This window comes from Delftia sp. HK171 (assembly GCF_001886655.1).
Taxonomy (GTDB): domain Bacteria; phylum Pseudomonadota; class Gammaproteobacteria; order Burkholderiales; family Burkholderiaceae_C; genus Comamonas; species Comamonas acidovorans.
Window position 1 is genome coordinate 1,299,554 of record NZ_CP018101.1, and the last position, 22,635, is coordinate 1,322,188.

Below are 22,635 nucleotides of genomic sequence, written 5' to 3' on the forward strand. Positions count from 1 at the left end.
GAAGGCCCAGCCTCCCATGCGAATCCTGCTGGTCGAAGACGATGAGGCGCTGGCCCAGGCGGTGGGCAGCTATCTGCGCTCCAAGGCCTTTCTGATCGACAGCGTGCCTTCTCTGGCCCAGGCGCGCGCCTGCCTGGCCGGTGCCAGCTACGCGGCCGTGCTGCTGGACCTGCACCTGTCCGACGGCGACGGCCTGGCGCTCATGCCCACGCTGCGCCGGCTGGAGCAGCCTCCCGTCACCATCGTGCTGACGGCCCGCGACCAGGTCAGCGACCGCATCCGCGGGCTGGACGCGGGGGCCGACGACTATCTGGTCAAGCCCTACGACCCCGAGGAACTGCTGGCCCGCCTGCGCGCCGTGAGCCGGCGCGGCGGCGGCATGCAGGCCGGGCAGGACGCCGTGCTGCGCATGGGCACGCTGGAGATCGACCTGGCCCGCGAAATGGTGCGCGATGCCGGCCGCACCCTGCTGCTCACGCCCAAGGAATGGGCGCTGCTGCGCGTGCTCACGGCCCAGCCGCAGCGTGTGCACGCGCGCGAGCATCTGCTCGATGCGCTCTACGGCTTCGATGCCGAGGCCGACAGCAACACGCTGGAAGTATTCATCAGCCGGCTGCGCCGCAAGCTCGGGCGCGACCGCATCCTGACCGTGCGCGGTACCGGCTACCGCCTGGCCCTTGAGCATGGATGAGCAGCAGCGCTACAGCCTGGCGCTGCCGCCCCGTCTGGCCGACCAGCTGGCCCGCGAGCTGACACTGGCCCTGGCCGCCGTCTGGCTGGCCTGCGTGCTGGCGCTGGCCTGGTATGTCAGCCACATCGTGCACCACAACTTCGACCAGGAAATGATCGACAGCGGCCACCGCCTGCTGGAGGTGGCCGTGCACCAGCTGGAACAGGAAGACCACTCGCGAGAGGGCGTGCAGCGCCCGCATGTGGCCTCGCAGCCGGGCGACGAGGCCGAGGATCTGGTCTACCAGCTGCAGGACGGCCGCGGCAACGTGCTGCTGCGCACCCAGGCCGCCCCCGTGGCGGCCTTTGCCGTGCCCATGCGCGAGGGCTTCTACGAGCGCGAGGGCTGGCGCATCTATGTGGTGGCCCATCCCCGGCAGCCGCTGTTCCTGATGCTGGCCGATCCCATGGTCGAGCGCAGCGAGGCGTTGCAGCGGGCGCTGCTGGCGCTGGGCGCGGTGATGCTGGTCATGCTCGCCCTCATGGGCTGGGCGCTGCGCGTGACCGCGCGGCGGCGCCTGCGCGTGCTGCGCGACATGCAGCTGCAGCTGAGTGAGCGCGGCGGCTCCAACCTGGAGCCGCTGGACCTTGACGCCATGCCGCGCGAGCTGTGGCGGCTGGGCCGGGGCATCAACCACCTGATGCAGCGCCTGTCGCATGCGCTGCAGGTGGAGCGCTCCATGGCTGCCAATGCGGCCCACGAGCTGCGCACGCCGCTGGCCGTGGCCACGCTGCGCCTGCAGACGGCCCTGGACAGGGGCGTGGACAACACCGATGTGCGCGCGGCCTATGAGGCGCTGGAGCGGCTGCGCCAGCGCACGGAAAAGCTGCTGCAGCTGTCGCGCGCGGCCTCGGGCTCGGCGCTGGCGCAGGACGAGGTGCGGCTGGACGCGCTGGCCAGCATGGTGGCCTCCGAGTTCTGGCAGCAGGACGAATCCACCCAGCTGCGGCTGGACGTGGTGCTGCCCGAGCAGCCCTGCGGGCCGGTGGCGGGCGACGTGGACACGCTGGCCATCGCCTTGCGCAACCTGGTGGAGAACGCGCTGCGCTACAGCGATGGCTCGGAGGTGCTGCTCGAAGTCTGCGACAGCCACACCGTCCAGGTGCGCGACGAGGGGCCGGGCATGGATGCGGCGGCGCTGAGCACCGCGCGCGAGCGCCATGTGCGCCATGTGGACGACCTGCGCCTGCCCCAGGGCACCGTGCGGGAGCTGGCGTCGCCGGGCTACGGCCTGGGCCTGTCCATCGTGTCCATGATCGTGGCCCAGCATGGCGGCAGCCTGGAGCTGCAGTCACCACCGCCTGGCAGCTCCAGCGGCCTGCTGGCACGCATTCAGTTGCCGGGGCGCGATCCGTCCGCGGATTCCGACGCCCCGGCCTGATCCGGGGCGCAGGCAGGCGGCAGGAGCGCATCGGCGGGCATGAGACCGCACAGCCTTGTGTTGCGCTGCAAGGCAGGCAGGGCGGCCAGTTTCTCTACCTCGGCATAGAAACGCTGCCAGCCCTGGGCGGCCTCGCCGCCGGCCTGGGCCGGCGCCTGGGTCTGCGCCTTTTTCCACAGCGCGGTGAAGGCAGGCACCCAGTCGTCGTAGGCGGCCAGCGCGCCAAAGCTGGCGTTGTTGGCATCGGCCACCCACTGGTCCAGCCGCGCCTGGTTGCGGTCGTAGAGCTGGCGCTGTGCATCGGTGGTCAGCAGAGCGGCATCGGCGCTGCGCCATTGCGCGCGCAGCGCAGCGTAGTCGCTGCGGAACTGCTGGTAGATCTGCGCCTTGGCCTGCGGCATGGCGGGGCCGCGCTGCTGCGGGTCCTGGTAGAGCTGCTGCAGCGCCTGGCGCGTGTGGCCGGTCAGCGCCCGCCACTGCGCGCGCCGCAGCTGGCCTGCATCCCAGCGTGCGCGGGCGGCGGGGCCGGCCTCGGTGGCCAGCCACAGCGGCGTGCCCAGGCGCTCCACGGTGGTGGCAAAGGATTCGTTGAAGGCCGTGTCGCCGGCCACATAGACCACCTGGTGGGCCAGTTCGTGGAACAGCAGGCCGGCGAACTCGCCCTCGCCCCAGCCGATGAAGGTGTTGAGCAACGGATCGCCGCCCAGCCAGTTCAGGTAGCCCAGCGTGGAATAGGCGGGCACGCCGTAGCTGCCGGACTCCAGGCCCTGGTCGGCCAGTTGCCTTGCCTGGGCCATGGCGTCGGCCTCGGCAAAGTAGCCCCGGTAGCCCACGCAGCCGGCCACCGGAAAGCACCAGCGGTGCAGCTCCAGGCTGTCGGGCGGCGCGGCCACCACGTTCCATACGGCAAACGGCCGCTGCAGATCGGCATAGCGGCGGTAGCTGGCGTTGTCGGGCAGGCCCAGGCGCTCCACGGCAAAGGCGCGCATGCGCCGGGCCGACAGCAGGCGCTCGCGCAGTGCGGGCGCAAGGCTCTCGTCCTGCAGCCAGTCGTCAATCGGGCGGCTGGCCTGCAGCAGGTGCATTTGCCCGCGCAGGCTTTGCCAGTAATAGCCCAGTCCGTCGCCACCGGCCCCCCGGCTGGCACAGCCGCCCAGAAGCAGGCCTATGCCCACCAAAATCGCGGGCAGGCCGCGCCTGACTACACTCAAGCCTTCTCGCACCCTTGGCCCCCTTGCTGCTTTCATGGACTTCTTCACGCTGGCGATCATTGTCTTCATCGCAATCTACCTGCTCAAGACGCAGCAACAGCGCCGGCATACCCTGCTGCTGGCCCAGTATCTGGGGCGATTCCAGATCGAGAAGCTGATGGGCGGCCTGATCGAAGGCTATCTGCGCGTCCTGGGTGAGAGCGACGAGCAGCGCCGTGCCCAGATCTGGACCGTGCTGGACAACACCGAGGCCAACCTGGCCGAGCAGTTCCAGCGCTTTGCCAAGGAGATGGCCACGGCCGATCCGCAGCTCACGCGCGTGAGCACGCTGCCCGTGGCGCTGCCCTATCTGGACCGGCTCTTTCCCTCGTCGTCCTTCGATCTGCGCGACGCCATGCAGCTGCATGCGCGCGGCATTGCCTCCGTGCGCGTGGCCGACAGCCGCAACGAGGACGAACGTCGTGCGCGCGCCTTCACGATGACGGCCGAGCTGTTGCTCATGCAGTACACCTGTCATTGGTTTTGCAAATCGCGCGCCGTGGCATCCCTGCGGCTGGTCGCACGGCACAAGACACCCTTCGAGCAAGTGCTTGCTTCGGTGACGGATCAGACACGGCGCGACTACAGGCAGCTGATCGCCTGATCACTCCCGCTGTGGCGGGGCGCCATGCCCCGCCATGCACAGCCCAGGCTGCGATTGACGCAGTGCGCCTTGCTGTCAAAAATGAACGCCATGACACAAGTGCTGAGCTCCATCGAGGCGCGGCTGGCGTCTCTCCCTGTCCCCGTGGCCGTGATCCTGCCCTCCGGCCAGCGCGCTGGTCCTGCGGATGCGCAGGTGGTGCTGCATTTCCAGACCATGTCGGCCATGGCCAGCCTGGCGGCCGGGCAGATAGGGACACTGGGCGGTGCCATCGTGGAAGGGCTGGTGCGCATCGACGGCCGCATGCGCGACGTGATGGCGGTGGCCGCCAGCCTGCTGCAGTCCGATCCGGTGCGCGGCACATCGCACTGGTGGGGGCATGCCATGGCCCGCATGCGCTCCATGGCCGCGCACACGCTGGCGCGCGATGCCCAGCAGATCCAGTTCCACTACGACATCTCCGACGACTTCTACGGCCTGTGGCTGGACCCGCGCCGCGTCTATTCCTGCGCCTACTTCCGCGACCCGCAGATGACGCTGGCCCAGGCCCAGGAGGCCAAGCTGGACCACATCTGCCGCAAGCTGGACCTGCGGCCCGGCGAGCGCTTCCTGGACATCGGCGCGGGCTGGGGCGCGCTGCTGGTGTGGGCGGCCGAGCACTACGGCGTCACGGCCACGGGCATCACGCTCTCGCACAACCAGCACCGCTACGTGCAGCAGCTGATTGCCGAGCGCGGCCTGCAGGGCAAGGTGGACATGCAACTGCTGGACTACCGCGCGCTGGCGCCCGGCCAGCCCTTCGACAAGATAGGCTCGGTGGGCATGTTCGAGCATGTGGGCCAGGCCCAGCTGCCCGAGTACTTCCAGACCGTGCACCGGCTGCTACGCCCGGGCGGCATGGCGCTGATCCACGGCATCACGGCGGGCGGCGTGGACAACACCGAGCTGGGCGCGGGCATGGGCGAGTTCATCGACCGCTATATCTTCCCCGGCGGCGAGCTGATGCATGTGAGCCGCGTGCTGCACGACATGGGCCACAGCGGGCTGGAAATGGTGGACACGGAGAACCTGCGGCCCCACTACGCACGCACGCTGTGGAACTGGTCCGACGCACTGGAAGCCCGGCTGCCGCAGGCGCAGCGTATCCTTGAGCAGCATGCCGATGCCGAAGGTGCCGCCAAGGTGCTGCGCGCCTACCGGCTCTATCTGGCGGGTTGCGCCATGGGATTCGAGCGCGGCTGGATCGCCCTGCACCAGATGCTGTGCACGCATCCCGATGGACGGCTCCAGTCGGGACCCATGGTGGGGGCTCAATCGGACTATGCTTTCAACCGCGAGTACATGTACCGCTGAGTGCATGACACGCCACACAGAAAAAGGATAGCCATGCTCTACAAGTTCAAGTCCCGTGCCACGGCCGACGTCATCATGCTCGAATCCAACGGCCGCCAGGTCCTGGAGATCGTCGGCAAGACGCCCGGCGCCAGCGGCATCATCACGGTGCAGCAGATTCCCGCCGCCATCGAGGCGCTGGAGGCCGCCGTCGCCGACGACGACGCCCGCCGCAAGGCCAGCCATGAAGACGAGTCCCAGGACGGCGAGCAGGACAGCGCCGCAGCGGGCGCGCGCGACGCCGTCAGCCTGCGCCAGCGCGCCGCGCCCATGATCGACATGCTGCGACGCAGCGCCGCCGAGAACAGCGACGTTACCTGGTAGCGGCGCCTCCCGCTGCCCCTTCAGGCGTTGATGCCCTTCATGCCTTCCTCCGTATAGCGCTGCCCGGCCACGGGCAGCTCGTCGCTGGCGCGCTGCAGCTCGTCCAGCTCGGCGGGGGTCAGTGCCACGGACAGCGCGCCCAGGTTGTCCTGCAGATGGGCGATGCGCCGGGTGCCCGGAATGGGCACCACGTCCGGCCCCTGGGCCAGCAGCCAGGCGAGGGCGATCTGCGCGGGCGTGCTGCCCTTGCGCTGCGCCAGGGCCGATACGGCGCCCACCAGGGCCTGGTTGGTGTCGATGTTGCCAGGCTGAAAGCGCGGCAGGCTGGCGCGGAAATCACCCTGCTCGAAGGCCGTGCCGCCATGAAAGCGCCCCGTGAGAAAGCCGCGCCCCAGCGGCGAATAGGCCACCAGCCCCACGCCCAGCTCGCGGCAGGCGGGCAGCACCTCGTCCTCCACCTCGCGCGTCCACAGCGAATACTCGGTCTGCACCGCCGCCACCGGGTGCACGGCATGGGCACGGCGCAGCGTGGCCGCGCTGACCTCGCACAGGCCGATGCGGGCGATCTTGCCCTCCTGCACCAGCTGCGCCAGGCCTTGCATGGTCTCTTCGATGGGGCGCGTGGCATCGACGCGGTGCACGTAGTACAGGTCGATGCGCTCCACGCCCAGGCGCCGCAGCGAATCCTCGCAGCTTTGCCGTGCGTACTGCGCGCTGTTGTCGATGCTGCGCCGGTACTCGCCGGCCTTGCGCACGATGCCGAACTTGGTGGCGATCTTCACGCGCGGCCGGCGCGTGGCCAGGAAGCGGCCGATCAGCTCCTCGTTGTGGTGCGGCCCGTAGACATCGGCCGTGTCCAGGAAATCGATGCCGGACTCCACGGCGTGGTCCAGCGCCTGCAGCGCCAGAGCGTCGTCGCGCGGACCATAGAACTCGCTCATGCCCATGCAGCCCAGGCCCAGGGCGGACACCTGCAGATCGTGGCCAAGTTTGCGTTGTTGCATTGCATATCCTCTTGCTGAAACAAGGGGCCAGTATGGTTTTCCGAAGCGGCCTTGCCTACTGACAAAATCGCGCTTTGATCTTCCATTTTCGGAAAGCATTCCCGAAAAAATTCCCGAAAAACATTCCCGAAAACAAAGGAGCATTCCATTGCAGTGGGACGACGCCCGCATCTTCCTGGCCATTGCCCGCGCCGGCAGCCTGAGCGGTGCCTCGGCCGCGCTGGGGCTGGGCGTGGCCACGGTCTCGCGCCGGCTGGACCGGCTGGAGTCCGCGCTGTCCATGCCGCTGTTCAGCCGCCACCAGAGCGGCTATCGGCTCACGGCCGACGGCCAGGCGCTGCTGGCCCCGGCCGAGGCGCTGGAGCAGGCGGCCCAGGCCCTGGGCGATGCCGCGCAAAGCCAGGCACAGGTGGCGGGCGTGGTGCGGCTGGCCACGGCCGAGAACCTGGCCAACCCGCTGATCGCGCCCTCGCTGGTCCCTCTGTTCGCCCGCCACCCGGGTCTGCGCGTGCAGCTGGTCAGCGGCGTGCAGACGCTGAACCTGCATCGGCGCGACGCCGACCTGGCCGTGCGCATGACCCAGCCCGAGGCCGGCCACCTCACGATACGGCGCCTGGGCACGCTGGGCTTCGGCCTGTACGGATCGGCCGGCTATGTGCAAGGCCGCGCAGGCGAAAACGGAAGCGCGGGCACCCACGGCTCGGACCCGTTCGAGGGCGATGCCTTCATCGGCTGGGACGACAGCCATGCCCACCTGCCCGCCGCACGCTGGATGGCGCGCGCCCTGCACGGGCGGCCCTGCCGGCTGGAGACCAATACCCTGTCCGCGCAGCTGGCCGCGGCCCAGGCCGGCCTGGGCCTGGCCGTGCTGCCGCATTTCCTGGCGCGGCAGGCGGGGCTGGTCTGCGTGGAGCCGCAGCTGGGCGCCGACCAGCCGATCTGGCTTGCCATGCATGCCGACCTTGCCCATTCGCGGCGCGTGCGTGCCGTGGCCGATCACCTCATTGAACTGTTCGAGCGGCGGCATGCCGAACTCGAAGGCCCGGCCTGAGCCGCAGCAGGGGCCGCGCGCCGTGTTAAACACGCACGCAGATTGCGAGAAAGAAAGGACTTCCATGCACCGCCTCCGTCATTCCTCCCGATTCCTGCCCTGGCTGGGCGCGCTGGCCGCCACGCTGGCACTGGCCGCCTGTGCCGACAGGCCCAAGGCGCCCACCGGCCCGCAGGCGCCCCCGGGAGCGGCGGCTGCCGTGTATTCGCTGCTGTTTCTGGACAACGCCTCCAACCTCGGCCCCAAGGCGGCGGCCTACTGCATAGGCAACGGCCGGGGCTGGGCGCTGCTGGACCCCGATGCGGGCACGCTGGCCTTGCTCAGCGGCCAGAGCCAGGTGCGGCCGGCTTCGGCCTGCGACGTGGGCAAGGGCGGCGAGCAGGTGCTGGACCGGGCCAGCGGACGGCCGGCGCTGATGTTCGGCGTCGAACTCGTGCACTGCACGGCCTCGGGATCGCAATGCCTGCTGCGCGGCAGCTACTACGAAGGTCCCGGCAACACGCAGAGCAACCTCTACAACGCAAGCCAGCGCGGCGGCAGCTGGCAGGCCGTGATGGCGCTGCGCGGGCCGGCGCCCTGAGACTGCACCGCTGCTGTCGCGCGGCTCCCGCCAACGAAAAAGCCCGGCCGAAGCCGGGCTTGATCGTGGTTGCAACCGGGCGATCCGTCGCGGTGGTGGTCCTCGGGATCAGTCGGCGTAGGTGCCGGCTGCCTTGATGACCTTGCCCCACTTCTCGATTTCGGCCTGGACGAACTTCTTGTGGCCTTCGGGCTCGATGCGGCCGTCGCTGGCGATCACGGCGCCCAGGGCTTCCTGGCGCTTGATGAACTCGGGGTCCTTCAGGGCGGCCTTCATGGCCTCGTTGACCTTCTTGACGATGTCGGCCGGCGTGCCCTTGGGTGCGTACAGGCCGTGCCAGATGGTGACCTGGAAGTCGGGCACGCCCACTTCGGCCAGCGTCGGCAGGTCCTTGAGCGCGGGCATGGTCAGGCGCTTGGGCGTGGTGACGGCATAGGCCTGCACCTTCTTGGCCGTGATCTGGCCCGTGGTGTTGGTGGTCTGGTCGCACAGCAGGTCCACCTGGTTGCCGATCAGGTCGGCAATCGCGGGGGCGGCGCCCTTGTAGGGCACGGGCGTCATTTCCGTCTTCATGGACGCCTGCAGCATCAGGCCGCACAGGTGGGAGGCGGAACCGATGCCGGCATTGGCCAGGTTGACCTTGCCCTGGTTCTTGCCGATCCAGTCCTTGACCTCGGCGAAGTTCTTGGCCGGCAGGCTGGGGCGGCCGATCAGGGTCATGGGCACGTCGTTGATGATGCCGGCGTACTCGAAGTCGTTGAGCACGTTGAACGACAGCTTGCGGTACAGCGACGGGATCGTGGACATGCCGATGTGGTTGATCAGCAGCGTGTAGCCGTCAGGACGGGCACGTGCGGCCTTGGCCGTGCCGATGGTGCTGCCGGCGCCGTCGGCGTTGTCCACCACGATGGTGGCATTGTTCAACTGCTTGCGCATGGACTCGGCCAGATCGCGGGCCACCTTGTCGGTCGGGCCGCCTGCGGTGAACGGCACGATGAGGGTGATCGTCTTGCCTGCGGCAGGATAGTCCTGCGCGTGGGCGCCAAGGGCTGCACCGGCTGCCAGCGCAATGGCTGCGATCTTGAACAATGCTTTCATAGTGTCTCCAAGTAAATAGCGTGCAAATGATAGGGGGCGATGCGCATTTGCCTTCGAGGGCAAACACGCAAGAGAAACCGAATGCACGAGGAGACGGATTTTAAGAATTGTTTCTATTGCGCCGCAGCAGATTCCCTTGCCATTGATCTAGTGCAAACCCTGGGAGTCTTGACAGGCGTCATGTTTTCAGGGTCTGCGAATGCTGCTCGGCGGCGAGGCCGCCGTACCCGCGCCTCGGTGGCTACTTGTACGACCTCGCGTCTTCAATGACCTTCCCGTCATTGGGCAGTGTGCCCGGCAACACCATCTGCACATCGCCGCGCAGCTTGGTGACTTCGCGCACGGCATCGGACAGTTGCTGGGCCAGGCCCGGTGAGGTTTCGCGGGTTTCGACCAGCAGCTGCATCTGGTCGTTGGCCATCTCGCCTGTGACCACCAGCCGCGCGCGCTCCACCTGGGGGAAGCGGCGCACGACGTCGGCAATCTGGCCCGGGTGCACGAACATGCCGCGCACCTTGGTGGTCTGGTCGGCGCGTCCCATCCAGCCCTTGATGCGCGCATTGGTGCGGCCCGTGGGGCACTGGCCGGGCAGCACGGCAGAGAGGTCGCCCGTGCCGAACCGGATCAGCGGGTAGTCGGGGTTGAACGTGGTGATCACCAGCTCGCCCACCTCGCCGGGGGCCACCGGGTCGCCCGTGCCGGGGCGCACGATTTCGACGATGACCTGCTCGTCCAGCACCAGGCCTTCGCGGGCCTCGGTCTCGTAGGCGATCAGGCCCAGGTCGGCCGTGGCGTAGCACTGGTAGCCCGCGATGCCGCGCTCTGCCAGCCAGTCGCGCAGCGAGGGCGGGAAGGCCTCGCCCGATACCATGGCCTTGGTCACGGAGGGGATGGGCAGGCCCATCTCCAGGGACTTTTCCACAATGATCTTGAGGAAGCTGGGCGTGCCCACGTAGCCGGCGGGCCGCAGGTCGGCCATGGCCTGCACCTGCTGCTCGGTCTGGCCCGTGCCGCCTGCGAACACCGTGCAGCCCAGCGCATGGGCGCCGCTTTCCATCATCGAGCCCGCGGGCACGAAGTGGTAGCTGAAGCAGTTGTGCACCAGTTCGCCGGGCCGAAAGCCCGAGGCATGCAGCGCGCGCGCCATGCGCCAGTAGTCGGGGCGGCGGCTCTCGGGCTCGTAGATGGGGCCGGGGCTGCAGAACAGGCGCGGCATGGGCTGGCCCAGGCCAATGGCGTTGAAGCCGCCGAAGATCTGCGCGGGCCGCTGCTCGGCCTGGCGCTGCAGCAGCTCGTACTTGCGCGTCACCGGCAGGCGGGCCAGGGCCTCGCGGCTGGTGATCTGCGTGGCATCGACGCCGGCCAGGATCTGGGCGAAGGCGGCAGAGTGTTGCTGCGCATGAGCGATCTGCCGGGGCAGGGCGGACAGCAGCGCCGCTTCGCGTTCGTCAGGGGTGCGCGTCTCCAGCGCGTCGTAGAAGGCACTCATGGCTAGTCCTGTGGAAGAAGGGTCTGGGGCAGGGGCTGGGAAATGTCCGCCGGTCAGGCCAGCCAACGTTTTCTGCGCTTGTAGCTTTTCACGTCCTTGAAACTCTTGCGCTCGCCGCCGCCCACGCCCAGGTAGAACTCCTTGACGTCCTCGTTGCTGGCCAGGTCCGAGGCCGCGCCGTCCATGACGATGCGGCCGCTTTCCATGATGTAGCCGTAGTCCGAATATTTGAGGGCCATGTTGGTGTTCTGTTCGGCCAGCAGGAAGGTGACCTTCTCCTTGCTGTTGAGGTCGCGGACGATGTTGAACACCTCCTCGACGATCTGCGGGGCCAGGCCCATCGAGGGTTCGTCCAGGAGCACCATGCGCGGATTGGCCATCAGCGCGCGGCCGATGGCGCACATCTGCTGCTCGCCGCCCGAGGTGTAGGCGGCCTGCGAGGTGCGGCGCGTCTTCAGGCGCGGAAAGTAGTTGTAGACCTTCTCGAGGTTGGCTGCTATCTCGCCCTTGTCAGTGCGCGTGTAGCTGCCGGTCATGAGGTTTTCCTCGATGGTCAGGTGGGCGAAGCAGTGCCGCCCCTCCATGACCTGGACCACGCCGCGCTGCACCAGCTCGGAGGGCGTGAGGCTTTCGATGCGCTCGCCCTCCAGCTCGATCGTGCCCTTGGTCACCTCGCCGCGCTCGCCCTTGAGCAGGTTGGAGATGGCGCGCAGCGTCGTGGTCTTGCCCGCGCCGTTGCCGCCCAGAATGGCCACGATGCTCTCGCGCGGCACCTGGAGCGAAACGCCCTTGAGCACCAGGATCACATGGTTGTAGATGACTTCGATGCCATTGACCACGAGCAGCGGATCGCTGGCGGCCGGGGCGGAGGTGGGTGCGGTGGTCATGGCGTCGTCCATGGGCGTTGATACGAAAGCGGAGTGCGGGGCCGCAACTCTCGGAGCATCTCTGCGCGGGGCATGCCCCAACTCAGGGACACCGAGGAAGGGCCGCCCCGCACCGAGGGTGTCGTCCCCCTCCGCCGCGAAGCGGGTAGAGAGGGGGAAGGCGCGCAAGCGCCTCAGGGGGTGCAAGTTCTAGCTTTTACGTTCTTTTCCTTGGCGTACTTGTCCGCGTACTCCTTGACCAGCGGTTCGACCATGGACTTGTCGGCCTGGTACCAGTCGGAGACCACCTTCCACTTGGCGCCATCCCACTGGGCGATGCGCGACCAGTCGGTGCCCAGGTGGTTGTCGCAGCTGGTCTTGACGGGGCGGATGATCTTGCCGAAGCCCAGCTCGTTGAGGCGCTCCTGCGTGAGGTTCAGGTTCTCCAGGCCCCAGCGCACCTGCTCGGAGGTCATGACCTTGCCCTTGCCGTACTTTTCCTGTGCCGTGCGGATGGCCTCCACCTGCAGCATGGAGATCACCATGCCGCGCGTGTGGGCCATGGCGCCCAGTTCCTTGGCGTCGGTGGCCGTGCCCTGGCCCTTGTCGTAGACCATGGCCTTGACCTCGTCGTGCACCTTGTCGTGCTCGGCCGTGTTGTGGATGGTCACGGTGTTGTAGCCCTTGGCGCCGGCGCCGATGTCCTTCACGTCATGGTCCGAGCCGGCCCACCAGATGGCGTACATCTTCTCGCGCGGGTAGCCGGTGGCCTGCGCCTCGCGCACGGCCGTGGGCGTCATCACGCCGGCCGACCACAGCAGCACGTAGTCGGGGCGCTGCTGGCGGATCTGCAGCCAGGTGGACTTCTGCTCCACGCCGGGCGCCGTCACGGGCAGCAGGGTCAGGTCGAAGCCTTCCTTGGCGGCGCGCTTTTGCAGCAGCGGAATGGGTTCCTTGCCATAGGGCGAGTCGTGGTAGACCAGGGCGATCTTCTTGCCCTTGAGGCTGCCCTTTTCCTTCTTCAGGATGTCCTGGATGATGGAATCGGCCGCCGTCCAGTAGTTGCCCAGCAGCGGGAAGTTCCACTCGAAGACCTTGCCGTCGGCCGACTGCGACAGGCCATAGCCCGTGGTGATGATGGGCATCTTGTCGCCCGGCGCCTTGTCCGTCACGGCGAACGTGATGCCGGTGGACTGCGGATCGAAACCGGCAGCGCCGCCGCCCTTGCCCTTCAGGCGCTCATAGCACTCCACGCCCTTGGCCGTGTCGTAGGCCGTCTCGCATTCCTCGTAGGCGATCTTCACGCCATTGATGCCGCCCTTGGCGTTGACCAGCTTGATGTAGTCCTGCTTGCCATCGGCCCATGGAATGCCCAGCGGCGCGAACTGGCCCGTGCGGTAGACCAGCAGCGGCACGAACTGGTCCTGGGCCTGTGCGGCAGGGGCGGCCACGAGAGCGCCGATTCCAGCAGCGACCGTGGCAGCGGCGATGGCGACTTTCTTGAACATCATGACGTTGTCTCCTAGTTGGCTGGGGAAGATTCCCCGGTTATCCGGCACTCTGTGGCGCCCTGTCTCGATACAGATCAACTCAATGCGGGAAGGGCCAGACACGCAGTTTTTGTCTTGCGGTCGCCCACAGTTTTGCCAGGCCATGCGGCTCCACGATCAGGAAGAACACGATCAGCGCACCGAAGATCATGTGCTCCAGGTAGGTCGCCGTGGCCGTGGACAGCGGCAGGCCCATCCAGTGCGGCACCTGGGTGAGCAGCAGCGGCAGCAGCACGAAGAAGGCCGCGCCGAAGATGCTTCCCACCACCGAGCCCAGGCCGCCGATGATGATCATGAACAGCAGCTGCAGCGAGCGGTCCAGGCTGAAGGCCGCGGGCTCCCAGGCGCCCAGGTGAACGAAGCCCCACAGCGCGCCGGCCACGCCGACGATGAAGCTGCTCACGGCAAAGGCGCTGAGCTTGGCGTAGGTCGGGCGGATGCCGATCACGCTGGCGGCCACGTCCATGTCGCGCATGGCCATCCACTCGCGGCCGATGGCGCCGCGCACCAGGTTCTTGGCGGCCAGGCCCAGCACGCACAGGATGCCCAGGCACAGCAGGTACTTCTCCATGGGCGTGTCGATCTTCCAGCCCATGATGGACAGCGGGCCTGCGCTCACCGAGCCCGAGGAAGAGTTGTTCGTCACCCAGGCCGCGCGGCTGGCCAGCCAGTCCACGAAGAACTGGGCGGCCAGCGTGGCCACGGCCAGGTACAGGCCGCGGATGCGCAGGCTGGGCAGGCCGAAGATCACGCCGAAGACCATGGCCAGCACGCCGCCGCCGATCAGGGCCACCAGCAGCGGCATGCCCTCGAAGCGGACCTGCAGGTTGTAGGCCGCGTAGGCGCCCACGGCCATGAAGGCGCCGGTGCCCAGAGAGATCTGGCCGCAGTAGCCGACCAGGATGTTCAGCCCCAGCGCCGCCAGCGACATGATCAGGAAGGGGATCAGCACGGCCTGGAAGGTGTAGTCGCTGACGCTGAAGGGAATCACCAGGAAGGCGACGGCCAGCAGCGCCACGATGGCCCAGCGGTCCTGGGCGACGCCGAAGATCTGCTGGTCGGATGCGTAGGTCGTCTTGAATTGACCGTTCTCACGATAAAACATGGTGCAAGTTCTCCGTAACGGTCAAACGCGATCAATGATTTTGTCGCCGAACAGCCCCTGGGGCCGCACGAGCAGGAAGCACAGGGCAAGGCCGTAGGCGAACCAGGTCTCGATGCCGCCGCCGACCATGGGGCCCAGGTAGACCTCGGAGAGCTTCTCGCCCACGCCGATGATCAGGCCGCCGATGATGGCGCCGGGCAGTGAGGTCAGGCCGCCCAGGATCACCACGGGCAGGGCCTTCAGGGCCACCAGCGACAGCGAGTACTGCACGCCCAGCTTGGAGCCCCAGATGATGCCCACGACCAGGGCCACGCCGCCGGCCACCGACCAGACGATGACCCAGATGCGCGACAGCGGGATGCCGATGGACTGCGCCGCCTGGTGGTCGTCGGCCACGGCGCGCAGCGCGCGGCCGGTCTTGGTCTTCTGGAAGAACACGCTGAGCGCAGCCACCAGCAGCGCGGCGATGCAGGCCGCGTACAGGTCTTCCTGGCTGAGCAGCACGCCGCCCTGGAACAGGCCTTCGAGGATGAACATGGGGTCCTTGGGCATGCCCACGTTGATGCTGTAGACGGCGCTGCCGAAGATCATCGGGCCCAGGCCGTCGAGCAGGTAGGCGATGCCCAGCGTGGCCATCAAGAGCGTGATGGGCTCCTGGTTGACCAGGTGGCGCAGCGCCAGCCGCTCGATCACCCAGGCCACGACCACCATGATGGCCAGCGACACGCAGATGGCCAGCAGGTTGGTGAACCAGCCCGGCTCCATGCCGATCCACTTCGGAATCCACTCGGAAAAGCGCGCCATGGCCAGGGCCGAGAACAGCACCATCGCGCCCTGGGCGAAGTTGAACACGCCCGAGGCCTTGAAGATCAGCACGAAGCCAATGGCGATCAGCGCGTACAGCGTGCCCACCATGAGGCCGCCGAACAAGGTTTCCAGAAAAAATCCCATGTCAGTCCCCTCAATGGCTGGTGCCAAGGTAAGCGCGGATCACGTCTTCGTTCTGGCGCACCTCGTCGGGTGCGCCGTCGCCGATCTTCTTGCCGTAGTCCAGCACCACGACGCGGTCGCTGATGTCCATGACCACGCCCATGTCGTGCTCGATCAGCACGATGGTGGAGCCGAACTCGTCGTTGACATCGAGGATGAAGCGGCACATGTCCTGCTTTTCCTCCACGTTCATGCCGGCCATGGGCTCGTCCAGCAGCAGCACCTGCGGCTGCATGGCCAGGGCGCGGCCCAGGTCCACGCGCTTTTGCAGGCCGTAGGGCAACTGGCCCACGGGGGTCTTGCGGTAGGCCTGGATCTCCAGGAAGTCGATGATGTGCTCGACGAACTCGCGGTGGCGGATCTCCTCGCGCTGGGCCGGGCCCAGGCGCAGGGCCTGCATCAGGATGCCGCTTTTGATCTGCAGGTTGCGGCCGGTCATGATGTTGTCGATCACGCTCATGCCCTTGAACAGCGCCAGGTTCTGGAAGGTGCGCGCCACGCCCATCTCGGCCACCTGGCGGCTGTTCATGTGGCTGAAGGTCTTGCCCCGGAAGGTGATCGATCCCTCGGACGGCGTGTACACGCCGTTGATGCAGTTGAGCATGGAGCTCTTGCCCGCGCCGTTGGGGCCGATGATGGAGCGGATCTCGTGCTCGCGCACATCGAACGAGATGTCCGTCAGCGCCTTCACCCCGCCGAAGCGCAGGCTGATGTTCTTGATGTCGAGGATGACATCGCCGATCTTCTTGTGGGTCATGTCAGCGGCTCCGGTCAGGCCCTGGCGGTGGCAGCCACCGAATGGGTTTTGGCATCGATGATGGACAGCGTGGCGCTGACGCTGCCGGTGCGGCCGTCCTCGAACTTGACCTGGGTCTCGATGAACTGCTCACGCTTGCCTGTGTACAGCGCATCGACCAGCACGCCGTACTTGTCGGCAATGAAGCCGCGGCGCACCTTGCGCGTGCGGGTCAGCTCGTCGTCGTCGGGGTCCAGCTCCTTGTGCAGCACCAGGAAGCGTGCCACCTGCGTGTCGGCCATGCCGGCCTCGGCGGCCAGGTCGGCGTTCACCTGGGCCACGCAGTCGGCCACCATCTCCAGCACCTTGGCCTTCGATGCCAGGTCCACATAGCCGCCATAGGGCAGGCCCTGGCGCTCGGCCCAGTTGCCCACGGCCTCGTAGTCGATGTTGATGAAGGCGCAGACCTGGTCGCGGCCGTGGCCGAAGCACACGGCCTCCTTGATCTGTGGGAAGAACTTGAGCTTGTTCTCGATGTAGTTGGGCGCGAACATGGCGCCCCGGCTGGTCTTGCCCACGTCCTTGGCGCGGTCGATGATGCGCAGCTGCCCGCTGGCATCGATCACGCCGGCATCGCCCGTGTGGAACCAGCCGTCGGCATCCACCACCTCGGCCGTGGCGTCGGGGCGCTTGTAGTACTCCTTGAGCACGGACACGCCCTTGAGCAGCACCTCGCCGTTGTCGGCGATCTTCAGCTCGATGCCCGGTGCGGCCTGGCCCACGCTGCTCAGCTCCACCTGCCCGTCGCGCTGTATGCATACATAGGCGCAGGTCTCGGTCTGGCCGTAGAGCTGCTTGAGGTTGATGCCGATGGAGCGGAAGAAGCGGAACAGCTCGGGCCCGATGGCCGCACCCGCCGTATAGGCCACGCGGATGCGCGACAGGCCCATGGCGTTGCGCAGCGGCCCGTAGATGCACAGGTCGCCCAGCGCGTACTTCAGGCGGTCCAGCGTGCCCACCGTCTTGCCGTCAAGGATGTCCGAGCCCACGCGGCGCGCCACGGCCATGGCGCGGCCGTACATCCATTGCTTGAATGGCGCGGCGTCCTCCATGCGGATGGACACCGAGGTCAGCATGCCTTCGAAGATGCGCGGTGGCGCGAAGTAGTAGCTGGGGCCGATCTCGCGCAGGTCGATGGACACGGTCGAGGCCGACTCCGGGCAGTTGATGGTGAAGCCCGCCACCAGCCACTGCGCGAAGGAGAACAGGTGGTCGCCCACCCAGGCCGGAGGCAGGTAGGAGATCACGTTGTCGCCGGGGCCCAGGCGGTCCACCTGCACGCCGCCGCGTGCCGACTCGCCAAAGCTGCGGTGCGTCTGGCACACGCCCTTGGGCTTGCCGGTCGTGCCCGAGGTGTAGAGGATGACCGAGACATCGTCGGGCGACAGCGCGGCCAGCATCGCATCCCAGGCGCCCGGGTGTGCGGCATCCCACTCCTGGCCCTTTTGCAGCAGCGCCTCGGTGCTGATCAGCCCGGGCTGGTCGTAGTGGCGCAGGCCGCGCGGGTCGTCATAGATGATGTGGCCGAGGCCGGCGACGCTCTCGCGCACCTCCAGCAGCTTGTCGACCTGCTCCTGGTTCTCGGCAAAGGCGAAGTCGATCTCGGCATCCTCGATGACGAAGCGCATCTCGGCGGCCACGGCATCCTGGTACAGCGGGATCGGTACGCCGCCCAGCGCCTGCACGGCAATGAAGCCCATGTAGACATGGGGCCGGTTGTCGCTGATGAAGGCCAGATTCTGGCCGCGCGCCAGGCCCAGGGCCGCCAGGCCGCAGGCCATGTGGCGCACGGTCTCGGCGGCCTCGCTCCAGCTCCAGGTCTGCCAGATGCCGTATTCCTTCTCGCGCAGCGCCGGCGCCTGGGGGCGCTGGGCGGCATGCTGGAGCAGCAGGTGCGGGAACGTGGTCGTCATTCCATGTCCTTGGATGTTCGTGAATGGTGGCCGCATGGTGCAGATGCCCAGGCTGTGACCTACCGGCTTGGACTGCATCCTAGGACTGGCTTTGACGCCGTGGTGTCTGTTTGACGACAATCCGCGGGAAACTCATCATCGGGAAAACGCGCCGTAACAAAAGGTGCCAAAACGGTCTCATGTCCCGCTTGGGGGCTTGCGCATCCGGGAATGTGCGCGTGCCGCGGTCCTTCTGGAAATCCCGCTCACGCCAGCCACCGGGCTCGGGCAATGCTTGGGTGGTTTTGATGATTGATCCGCGCACCCTCGCCGCGACTCCATGAGCCAAGAACTGTCACTGCACCAGCGCCGCCGCGCGCCCCGGCCCGAGGAACTCGAAGGCATTCCCTGGCTGGCCGTACTCCAGCCCGCCGAGCGCGAACGGGCCCAGAAGGCGCTGGTCGTCGGCGACGCCCAGCCCGGCGACTATGTCTGCCGCACCGGCCGCGCGCCCACCTATTGGTTCGGCGTGGTCGAAGGCCTGCTCAAGATGAACACCGACGGCGCCGATGGCGCCAGCATGACCCTGGCCGGCCTGCCCCCGGGCGGCTGGTTCGGCGAAGGCACGGCCGTCAAGCGCGAGCCCTACCGCTACAACGTGCAGGCCATACGCCGCAGCGTGGTCGGCGGCCTGCCCATAGAAACCTTCCACTGGCTGCTGGACCACTCCATCGGTTTCAACCGCTTCGTCATGAGCCAGCTCAACGAGCGCCTGGGCCAATTCATCTCGGCCCGCGAAATCGACCGCCTCACCAACCCCGACCTGCGCGTGGCCCGCAGCCTGGCCGCGCTCTTTCACCCGCTGCTGTACCCGGGCGTGGGCGAGGTGCTGCGCATCACCCAGCAGGAACTGGCCTACCTGGTCGGCCTGTCGCGACAGCGCGTCAACGAGGCGCTGTCCGTGCTGCAGCGCGAAAACGCCATCGTCGTGGAGTACGGCGGCCTGCGCGTGCTTGACCTGGAAGCGCTGCGCAGCGGGCTGTTTGCGGCGGCGCGGCGGGCGGCTTGACGCCGACCACTGCCACCCACTTGCGGCCTCAGATCACGCCTTCGCCCCGCAGCCGCTCCTGCTGCTGCGCATCCAGCCCCAACGCCGCATAGATGCGTGCATTGTCCTGGCCAGTGGCCGGGCCGCTGCGGGGCGAAGGGGCCTGGCGGCCCGTGAAGCGGGGCACGGGCGCGGGGGCGGTGAGGGGGCCCAGGTCGGGGTCGGGCAGGGTGATGAAGCTGCCGCGTGCCGCGAAATGCGGGTCCTGCAGCGCGTCTTGGGCCGAGCAGACCTTGCTGAACGGAATGTCGTGCGCGGCCAGGGCGGCCGTGGCCTGGGCGCAGTCCAGGGCTGCGCACCATTGCACGATCTGCGCATCCAGCGCCTGCAGGTGGCGGATGCGCGCGGCGTTGTCCGCAAAGCGCGGGTCGGTGGCCAGGTCGGCGCGGTCCATGGCCTGGCACAGGCGCGCGAAGATGGCGTCGCCCGTGGCGACCACGGTGAGCCAGGCACCGTCGCGCGTGCGGTAGACGTTGGAGGGCGCCGTGTAGCCCGCGCACGATCCCGTGCGGCTGCGAGCCTGTCCGCCCAGCTGGAATTCGGCCGCCAGAGGGTCCAGCAGGCGCAGCATGGCTTCGGTAGCCGACAGGTCGATCTCCACGCCGCGCCGTTCGCCGGGCGGCTGCGCGTTGCGCTCGGCCAGTGCGGCCGCGATGGAGAAGGCGCCGAACAGGCCGGCCACGGCATCGCCCAGCGGGTAGTTCATGTGCTGGGGCGGGCCGCCCGCCTCGCCCGTCAGGTGGGCGAAGCCGCTCATGGCCTCGAAGATGCGCGCAAAGCCCGGCCGGCGCGCATAGGGGCCGGTCTGGCCGAAGCCTGTCAGGCGCAGCACGATGAGGCGCGGGTTGCGGGCATGCAAGGTGGCCACGTCCAGCCCCCAGCGGTCCAGCGTGCCGGTGCGGAAGTTCTCCACGAGCACGTCGAAATCCTCGATCAGTCGCAGGAACAGCGTGCGGCCCTCGGCCTTGCGCACATCCAGCGAGATGCCCTGCTTGCCCCGGTTGGCGGTTTTCCAGAACACGGCGTGGCCGTCGTGCACGGGGGCCAGGCTGCGCAGCGTGTCGCCGCCGCCGGGCAGCTCCAGCTTGACGACGTCGGCGCCCAGGTCGCCGCACAGCGTGGCCGAGAAGGGGGCGGCCAGCACCGTGGCCATGTCGAGGATGCGCACACCCTCCAGCGGATAGCCTTGGCGCTGCATCAGTTGCCTTTCAGGTCCACGTTCTTCAGCACGGGCTCCCAGGCGCGGCGGTCTTCGGCCACGCGCTTGTGGAAGTCTGCCGTCTGCGTGGGCAGCGGCGTGGCACCCAGGCGCGCCAGCTTGTCGCGCGTCTCGGGCAAGGCCATGGCCTTGGCCAGCGCCTGGTTGAGCGTGGCCACGATCTGCTGCGGCGTGCCCTTGGGCGCGGCCAGGCCCACCCACAGGCCGGTGTCCAGCCCGGCCACGCCCAGCTCGGCAAAGGTGGGAATGTCGGGCGCTGCGGGCGAGCGGCTCTTGCCGGTCTGCGCCAGGATGCGGATCTGCCCGCCCTGCATGTAGGGCAGGGTGCCGCCCAGGTTGTTGCACATCACCGGGATGTGGCCGGCCATGAGGTCGTTGACGGCCGGGGCGTTGCCCTTGTAGGGCAGGTGCTGCATCTTGGTGCCGAGCCGGTGGTTGACCATCTCGCAGACCAGGTGCGAGGGCGTGGCCGTGCCGGCCGAGCCGAAGGACAGCGTGCCGGGCCTGGCCTTGTCGGCCGCCACCAGTTCGGCCAGCGTGCGGTAGGGGGTCTTGGCGTTGACGGCGATGACGTTGGGCAGGTCCGCCACCAGGCCGATGTACTCGTAGTCGGTCAGCGGATTCCACTTGAGGTTGGCGTGCACATGGGGCAGGAAGACATTGCTCAGCCCTGCCATGAGCAGGGTGTAGCCATCGGGCGCGGCGCGGGCCACGAGTTCCGAGCCGACCAGGCTGCCTGCGCCCGGCTTGTTCTCCACCACCACCGGCTGGCCCAGGGCCTGGCCCAGTTCCACCGACAGCGCGCGGGCCACGAGGTCGGTGCTGCCGCCTGCGGGAAAGGGAACGATCACGCGCACGGGTCGATCGGGGAAAGTCGCCTGGGCCGCCTGGGCCGTCTGTGCCGCTTGGGCAGCCTGCGCGCAGGCACACAGCGCAGCCAGCAGGCCCAGGGTGGCCAGGTGCTTCGAGGTGAGGGGGTGTGTCATGGGGGCCTCCGGTGTCAGGCGCTCTCGCGCAGCATGAGCTTGGCGATGTTGAGCTGGTGGATCTGGCTGGTGCCTTCGTAGAGGCGGAACAGGCGCACGTCGCGGAAGTAGCGCTCGATGGGGCTGAAGTCGGCCACATAGCCTGCGCCGCCGAACATCTGCACCGCGCGGTCGGCCACGCGGCCGCACATCTCGGAGGCGAAGTACTTGCACATGGAGGCGGACAGCGCCACGTCCTCGCCCCGGTCGCGGGCGCGGGCGGCCTCCAGGATCATGGATTGCGCCGCGAAGATCTCGGTGCGGCTGTCGGCCAGCATGGCCTGCACCAGCTGGAAGTTCGCCACCGGTTGGCCGAACTGCTCGCGCTGGCGCACATGGGCCAGCGCCAGGTCCAGCATGCGGATCGCCGGCCCCGTGCACAGCGCTGCCAGGTGCAGGCGCTGCTTGTTGAGCACCTTCATCACGGTCTTGAAGCCCTGGCCCTCGCGCCCGCCGATGATCTGGTCGGCCGGCACGCGGCAGTCCTGGAAATGCACGTCGGACACGGGCGAGCCCGCCTGGCCCATCTTGCGATAGGGCTGGCCCGTCACCAGGCCCGGCGAGCGCTCCACGAAGAAGGCCGTCAACCCCTCGCTGCCCGTGCTGCCTTCGCCGGTGCGGGCGATGACGGTGAACACATCGGCCAGCGGCGCATTGGTGATGAAGCGCTTGCTGCCGTTGAGCACGTAGTGGTCGCCGTCGCGGCGCGCCGTGGTCTGGATGTTGCTCGCCTCCGAGCCCGCGTCCGGCTCGGTCAGCGCCAGGCAACCCGTGAGCTCGCCGCGCGCCATGCGCGGCAGCCAGCGCTGCTTTTGCGCCTCGGTGCCGTCGGCCACCAGGGCTTCCGAGCCAATGCCGGTGTTGGTGCCCACGCGGGCCCGCAGCGCCACCGAGGCCTGGGACAGCTCGAAGGCGCAGCGCACCAGCTCCTCGGTGCTCAGGCCCAGGCCGCCGTAGGCCTGGGGAATGCTCCAGCCGAAATAGCCCTTGTCGCGCAGCTCCTGGACCACGGCGGGCGGAATGCTGTCGTCGCGCTCGATCTGCTCTTCGAGCGGATGCCAGCGGTGGCGCACGAAATGGCGGATGTCTGCAATCAACGCCTGCAGGCGGGCGTCGGCGGGATGGGGGGTGGGGGCTTGGCTCATGGGCCGCACTGTAGGAAGCGCGGGCACCAGGGCTGC

21 protein-coding genes are annotated in these 22,635 nt (G+C 68.1%); 8 read left to right on the forward strand and 13 right to left on the reverse strand.

Annotated features, from left to right (window positions below; translation table 11 throughout):
- Nucleotides 1-16: 16 nt before the first annotated feature.
- Nucleotides 17-691, forward strand: a complete 675-nt coding sequence (locus tag BO996_RS05910; RefSeq protein ID WP_013804362.1) for a response regulator — start codon at nt 17-19, stop codon at nt 689-691.
- Complete coding sequence (locus BO996_RS05915; RefSeq protein WP_071954254.1) at nt 684-2,111, forward strand: ATP-binding protein; 1,428 nt, start codon at nt 684-686, stop codon at nt 2,109-2,111. The genes BO996_RS05910 and BO996_RS05915 overlap by 8 nt, the downstream gene beginning before the upstream one ends.
- Here the strand turns inward: BO996_RS05915 and BO996_RS05920 are convergent.
- On the reverse strand, nt 2,063-3,334 hold the full coding sequence (locus tag BO996_RS05920) for an aminopeptidase (RefSeq protein WP_071954255.1): 1,272 nt from the start codon (nt 3,332-3,334) through the stop codon (nt 2,063-2,065). The genes BO996_RS05915 and BO996_RS05920 overlap by 49 nt on opposite strands.
- A gap of 22 nt (nt 3,335-3,356) precedes the next feature.
- Between BO996_RS05920 and BO996_RS05925 the strand changes: the two genes are divergently transcribed.
- From BO996_RS05925 to BO996_RS05935, 3 genes are read left to right on the forward strand one after another with little or no spacing between them, the layout of a single operon-like run.
- Nucleotides 3,357-3,965, forward strand: coding sequence for a hypothetical protein (locus tag BO996_RS05925; RefSeq protein ID WP_043825798.1), 609 nt, complete (start codon nt 3,357-3,359; stop codon nt 3,963-3,965).
- Between the two features lie 24 nt (nt 3,966-3,989).
- A complete protein-coding gene (locus tag BO996_RS05930; RefSeq protein WP_071954256.1) occupies nt 3,990-5,318 on the forward strand; it encodes a class I SAM-dependent methyltransferase in 1,329 nt (442 codons plus the stop codon).
- 33 nt (nt 5,319-5,351) lie between these two features.
- Nucleotides 5,352-5,681, forward strand: a complete 330-nt coding sequence (locus BO996_RS05935) for a DUF1840 domain-containing protein (protein ID WP_013804357.1) — start codon at nt 5,352-5,354, stop codon at nt 5,679-5,681.
- A 20-nt stretch (nt 5,682-5,701) separates the two neighbouring features.
- On the opposite strand, the gene BO996_RS05940 is transcribed toward BO996_RS05935, so the two are convergent.
- Complete coding sequence (locus BO996_RS05940; protein ID WP_071954257.1) at nt 5,702-6,685, reverse strand: aldo/keto reductase; 984 nt, start codon at nt 6,683-6,685, stop codon at nt 5,702-5,704.
- 148 nt (nt 6,686-6,833) lie between these two features.
- On the opposite strand from BO996_RS05940, the gene BO996_RS05945 reads away from it, so the two are divergent.
- Nucleotides 6,834-7,736: a LysR family transcriptional regulator gene (locus BO996_RS05945; protein WP_071954258.1), complete on the forward strand. Its 903-nt coding sequence runs from the start codon at nt 6,834-6,836 to the stop codon at nt 7,734-7,736.
- Nucleotides 7,737-7,800: 64 nt separating this feature from the next.
- Complete coding sequence (locus BO996_RS05950) at nt 7,801-8,316, forward strand: hypothetical protein (RefSeq protein WP_071954259.1); 516 nt, start codon at nt 7,801-7,803, stop codon at nt 8,314-8,316.
- A 108-nt stretch (nt 8,317-8,424) separates the two neighbouring features.
- On the opposite strand, the gene BO996_RS05955 is transcribed toward BO996_RS05950, so the two are convergent.
- The 8 genes from BO996_RS05955 to BO996_RS05990 all read right to left on the reverse strand — a co-directional run bounded on the left by BO996_RS05955 (nt 8,425) and on the right by BO996_RS05990 (nt 18,123).
- Nucleotides 8,425-9,414, reverse strand: a complete 990-nt coding sequence (locus BO996_RS05955; protein WP_012203083.1) for a tripartite tricarboxylate transporter substrate-binding protein — start codon at nt 9,412-9,414, stop codon at nt 8,425-8,427.
- A 241-nt stretch (nt 9,415-9,655) separates the two neighbouring features.
- Nucleotides 9,656-10,903 carry a phenylacetate--CoA ligase family protein gene (locus BO996_RS05960; RefSeq protein WP_071954260.1) on the reverse strand — a complete coding sequence of 416 codons (1,248 nt, stop codon included), beginning with the start codon at nt 10,901-10,903 and terminating at the stop codon, nt 9,656-9,658.
- Nucleotides 10,904-10,956: 53 nt separating this feature from the next.
- Nucleotides 10,957-11,790 (reverse strand): ABC transporter ATP-binding protein, encoded by an 834-nt coding sequence (locus BO996_RS05965; RefSeq protein WP_016446597.1) that lies wholly within the window; start codon nt 11,788-11,790, stop codon nt 10,957-10,959.
- A gap of 173 nt (nt 11,791-11,963) precedes the next feature.
- Nucleotides 11,964-13,280 (reverse strand): ABC transporter substrate-binding protein, encoded by a 1,317-nt coding sequence (locus BO996_RS05970; RefSeq protein WP_013804351.1) that lies wholly within the window; start codon nt 13,278-13,280, stop codon nt 11,964-11,966.
- A 79-nt stretch (nt 13,281-13,359) separates the two neighbouring features.
- Entirely contained in the window at nt 13,360-14,424 is a 1,065-nt protein-coding gene (locus BO996_RS05975) for a branched-chain amino acid ABC transporter permease (protein ID WP_012203087.1), read from the reverse strand.
- A gap of 21 nt (nt 14,425-14,445) precedes the next feature.
- A complete protein-coding gene (locus BO996_RS05980) occupies nt 14,446-15,375 on the reverse strand; it encodes a branched-chain amino acid ABC transporter permease (RefSeq protein WP_012203088.1) in 930 nt (309 codons plus the stop codon).
- Nucleotides 15,376-15,385: 10 nt separating this feature from the next.
- The gene (locus tag BO996_RS05985) at nt 15,386-16,171 is read right to left on the reverse strand and encodes an ABC transporter ATP-binding protein (protein WP_013804350.1); all 786 of its coding nucleotides are present in this window, start codon (nt 16,169-16,171) and stop codon (nt 15,386-15,388) included.
- A gap of 14 nt (nt 16,172-16,185) precedes the next feature.
- The gene (locus BO996_RS05990) at nt 16,186-18,123 is read right to left on the reverse strand and encodes an AMP-dependent synthetase/ligase (RefSeq protein ID WP_071954261.1); all 1,938 of its coding nucleotides are present in this window, start codon (nt 18,121-18,123) and stop codon (nt 16,186-16,188) included.
- Nucleotides 18,124-18,442: 319 nt separating this feature from the next.
- On the opposite strand from BO996_RS05990, the gene BO996_RS05995 reads away from it, so the two are divergent.
- Nucleotides 18,443-19,171, forward strand: a complete 729-nt coding sequence (locus BO996_RS05995) for a Crp/Fnr family transcriptional regulator (protein WP_012203091.1) — start codon at nt 18,443-18,445, stop codon at nt 19,169-19,171.
- 28 nt (nt 19,172-19,199) lie between these two features.
- On the opposite strand, the gene BO996_RS06000 is transcribed toward BO996_RS05995, so the two are convergent.
- From BO996_RS06000 to BO996_RS06010, 3 genes are read right to left on the reverse strand one after another with little or no spacing between them, the layout of a single operon-like run.
- Nucleotides 19,200-20,408 (reverse strand): CaiB/BaiF CoA transferase family protein, encoded by a 1,209-nt coding sequence (locus tag BO996_RS06000; RefSeq protein ID WP_071954262.1) that lies wholly within the window; start codon nt 20,406-20,408, stop codon nt 19,200-19,202.
- Complete coding sequence (locus BO996_RS06005; RefSeq protein ID WP_071954263.1) at nt 20,408-21,415, reverse strand: Bug family tripartite tricarboxylate transporter substrate binding protein; 1,008 nt, start codon at nt 21,413-21,415, stop codon at nt 20,408-20,410. Before BO996_RS06005 ends, BO996_RS06000 begins: the two co-directional genes overlap by 1 nt.
- A 14-nt stretch (nt 21,416-21,429) precedes the next feature.
- On the reverse strand, nt 21,430-22,599 hold the full coding sequence (locus BO996_RS06010) for an acyl-CoA dehydrogenase family protein (RefSeq protein ID WP_071954264.1): 1,170 nt from the start codon (nt 22,597-22,599) through the stop codon (nt 21,430-21,432).
- Between the last annotated feature and the right edge of the window lie 36 nt (nt 22,600-22,635).